This is a genomic window from Kitasatospora sp. NPDC001603, from assembly GCF_040298365.1.
Lineage (GTDB): Bacteria > Actinomycetota > Actinomycetes > Streptomycetales > Streptomycetaceae > Kitasatospora.
In genome coordinates, this window is the sequence record NZ_JBEPAA010000174.1 from 1 (window position 1) to 2,776 (window position 2,776).

Consider the following 2,776-nt stretch of genomic DNA (forward strand, 5'->3'; position numbering starts at 1 on the left):
GTGACGGTGATGTCGACGCCCGGCACGTTCATCGACTTCTCGCGGCAGCGCGGTCTTGCGGCGGACGGCCGGTGCAAGGCCTACGCGGAGTCCGCGGACGGCACCGGGTGGGGCGAGGGCGTCGGCGTCCTGGTGGTGGAGCGCATGTCCGACGCGCTGCGCAACGGGCACCGCATCCTGGCCGTGGTCGCCGGCACGGCGGTCAACCAGGACGGTGCGTCCAACGGTCTGACGGCGCCGAACGGGCCGTCGCAGCAGCGGGTGATCCGGGCGGCCCTGGCCAACGCCGGTCTGTCGGCTAGCGAGGTGGACGTGGTCGAGGGCCACGGCACCGGGACCAGGTTGGGTGATCCGATCGAGGCGCAGGCGTTGCTGGCGACCTACGGCCAGGACCGGCCGCAGGACCGGCCGCTGCTGCTGGGGTCCGTGAAGTCCAACATCGGTCACGCGCAGGCCGCCGCCGGTGCCGCAGGGATCATCAAGATGGTTGCCGCGATGCAGCACGGCGTGGTGCCGGCGACGCTGCACGCGGACGAGCCGTCCTCGCGGATCGACTGGAAGGCGGGCGCGGTCCGGCTGGTGACCGAAGCGGTGCCGTGGCCGGATGCCGGGCATCCCCGGCGCGCGGGCGTGTCCTCGTTCGGGTTCTCCGGGACCAATGCGCACGTGATCATCGAGCAGGCGCCGGACCAGGACACTTCGGGCTCCGGTTCCGGTGGTGTTGATCTGCCGGTGGTGCCGTGGTTCCTCTCGGCGCGGTCGGCGGAGGGCCTTGCCGGTCAGGCGGAGCGGTTGGCGGCGTTCGTTGAGCGTGCTGATGCTGATGACCTGGACGTGGGTTGGTCGTTGGCGGTGTCGCGGGCGGCGCTGGAGCAGCGGGCGGTGGTGCTGGGCTCGGACCGCGAGGAGCTGGTGGCGGGTCTTGCGGCGCTGGCCGAGGGCCGTGAGGTTCCGGGTGTGGTGACCGGCTCCGTGGGTGGTGCGGGCAAGGTCGGGTTCGTGTTCACCGGTCAGGGTGCGCAGCGCGTCGGTATGGGGCAGGGCTTGTATGCCGCCTTCCCGGTGTTCGCCGAGGCCTTCGACGCGGTGTGTGCGGGTCTGGCCGAGCACTTGGACGGTTCGCTGGCGGGTGTGATCCGGGGTGAGGGCCCGATCGACGAGACGGGGTGGGCGCAGCCCGCGCTGTTCGCGGTCGAGGTGGCGCTGTTCCGTTTGCTGGAGTCGTGGGGTGTGAGTCCGCAGGTGGTGGCCGGTCATTCGATCGGTGAGCTGGCGGCGGCGCATGTGGCGGGGGTGTGGTCGCTGGAGGATGCCTGCGCTGTAGTGGCCGCGCGTGGCCAGCTGATGCAGCAACTGCCGTCCGGCGGTGCGATGGTCGCCGTCGAGGCGACGGAGGAGCAGGTTCTCGAAGCGATCGCGGGCCGGGCCGGTGTCGGTATTGCCGCGGTGAACGGCCCCAAGGCCGTGGTGATCTCGGGTGTCGAGGATGAAGTCCTGGCTGCGGCAGCCGAGTTGGCCACGTCCGGCGCGCGCACGAAGCGTCTCCAGGTCTCGCACGCGTTCCATTCCCCGTTGATGGAGCCGATGCTGGAGGAGTTCGCCCGCGTCGTCGCCGCCGTCAGCTACCGCGCGCCCAAGCTGGCGATGGTCTCCGCCCTGACCGGTCTCCCGGTGACGGACGAGGTCACGGACCCGGCCTACTGGGTGAAGCACGTCCGCGAGGCGGTCCGCTTCCACGACGCCGCACAGGCCCTTCGTGCCGCCGGTGTGCGGACGTTCGTGGAGATCGGCCCCGACGGTGTGCTGTCCGGCATGGGCCCGCAGACCCGTACGGACGACCAGGGCGAGCCCGAGGTCTGGCTGCCGCTGCTGCGTCGCGGCCGTGACGAGCCCCGCGCCCTGATGACCGCGCTTGCGAAGCTCTTCGTGCGGGGCGTGCCGGTCGCCTGGGAGCAGGTCTACGCGGACACCGGCGCCCAGCAGGTCGACCTGCCCACCTACGCCTTCCAGCGGCAGCGCTACTGGCTGACCGCGACGGCGGGCAGCCGCGCCGAGGACCTGGGCCTGGAGAGCGCAGGGCACCCCCTGCTGGGCGCGGCAGTCACCCTGCCGTCGAGTGGTGGCGTGGTCCTGACCGGGCGGCTGTCACTGGCCGGGCAGCCCTGGCTGGCCGATCATGTGGTCGCCGGGCAGGTCGTCGTCCCAGGGGCGGCGCTGGTCGAGATGGCCGTGCGCGCGGGTGACGAGGCCGGCTGCACCCGGGTCGAGGAGCTGCTGATCGAGGCGTCGCTGGTGCTGCCGCCCCAGGGCGGAGCGCGGGTGCAGGTGACGGTCGACGAGGCGGACGAGTCCGGCCGCCGCGTGGTGGCCCTTTACGCCCAGGCCGAGGAAGCGGCGCAGGAGGAGGAGTGGACCCGGCACGCCGCCGGTGTTCTCGCTCCGGCCGACACGTCTGCCGAAGTTCACGGCGATCTGGCGCAGTGGCCGCCGGCGGGTGCCGAGGCGGTGGACCTCGAAGGCTTCTACCCGGGGCTCGCCGCCAGCGGTCTCGCCTACGGTCCGGCGTTCCAGGGGGTGCGGGCGGCGTGGCGGCGTGGCGAGGAGCTGTTCGCCGAGGTCGCGCTGCCGGACGGGGTGGGCGTGACCGGGTTCGGGCTGCACCCCGCTCTGCTGGACGCCTCCCTGCACGTGATCGTGGGCACGGGCGAGCGCCTGGCGCGGCCGGAAGTGCCGTTCGCCTGGGGCGATGTGGTGGTGCATGCCGCGGATGCGGTGG

General features: G+C 72.6%; 1 protein-coding gene. It reads left to right on the forward strand.

Features of this window, described 5'->3' with window-relative positions:
• Positions 1–2,776, forward strand: a 2,776-nt coding sequence (locus tag ABT263_RS38625; protein ID WP_352298608.1) for a type I polyketide synthase, incomplete at both ends; no start/stop codon positions are given.